This window comes from Bradyrhizobium mercantei, from assembly GCF_001982635.1.
GTDB lineage: Bacteria > Pseudomonadota > Alphaproteobacteria > Rhizobiales > Xanthobacteraceae > Bradyrhizobium > Bradyrhizobium mercantei.
Window position 1 is genome coordinate 1 of sequence record NZ_MKFI01000054.1, and the last position, 802, is coordinate 802.

Annotated in this window: 1 protein-coding gene and 1 pseudogene; both read right to left on the reverse strand. The window is 67.3% G+C overall.

Annotated features, from left to right (window positions below; genetic code table 11):
- Positions 1-453 (reverse strand): ABC transporter permease subunit (locus tag BI327_RS40870; RefSeq protein WP_143271819.1); only part of this gene is annotated, 453 nt, incomplete at its 3' end.
- A gap of 19 nt (positions 454-472) precedes the next feature.
- Positions 473-802, reverse strand: a pseudogene (locus BI327_RS40875) (amino acid ABC transporter substrate-binding protein); the annotation flags it as partial.

Here is an 802-nt window from a genome sequence, read left to right on the forward strand (position 1 = left end):
CTGCAGCGCCTGCCGCGCCGGCGGCAGGTTGATCGTCACCAGGCTGTACCAGAACAGCAGTTGCACCACCAGCGGCGTGTTGCGCACGGCTTCCAGGTAGACCGTGGCCACGCCCGTCACCAGCGGATGGCGGCTGCGGCGCGCCAGCGCCAGGCCGAAGCCCAGCAGCGTCGAGGCCGCGATCACCAGCGCCGAGATATACAGCGTGTTGACCAGCCCCACCAGGAAGGCGCGGCCGTAGCTGTCGGTGGGCTGGTAGGCCAGCAAGCTTTCGGCGATGGGGAAACGGGCCGCCTCGCCGAGGTAGTCGAAGCCCATGGCGATGCCGCGCTGGGTCAGGTTGGCGTGGGCGTTCCAGGCCAGCCAGCCCACCGCGCCGACGAAGGCGCCGGCGATCAGCAGCTGCGCCAGGACGGCCCGGGCCCGGCCGTCGAACCAGAGTCGCTTGAACATGATGAGACTCGCCCGCCGCTCAGTTGAAGACGTACGGGTACATCAGGCCGCCGTCGCGATACAGGCGGTTCATGCCGCGCTCGAGCTTCATCGGGCTGTTCTTGCCGACGTTGCGCTCGAAGATCTCGCCGTAGTTGCCCAGCTGCTTGACGATGTTGTAGGCCCAGCGCTCGTCCAGCCCCAGCGCCTTGCCGTTGCCTGGCTCGGTGCCCAGGAAGCGGGCGATGCGCGGATCGTCGGACTTGAGCATGTCGTCGACGTTGGCCTGGGTGATGCCCATGTACTCGGCGGCGATCGGCACCTGGATGACCCATTTGAAGATGTCGAAACAGCGGTCGTCGACATGGCG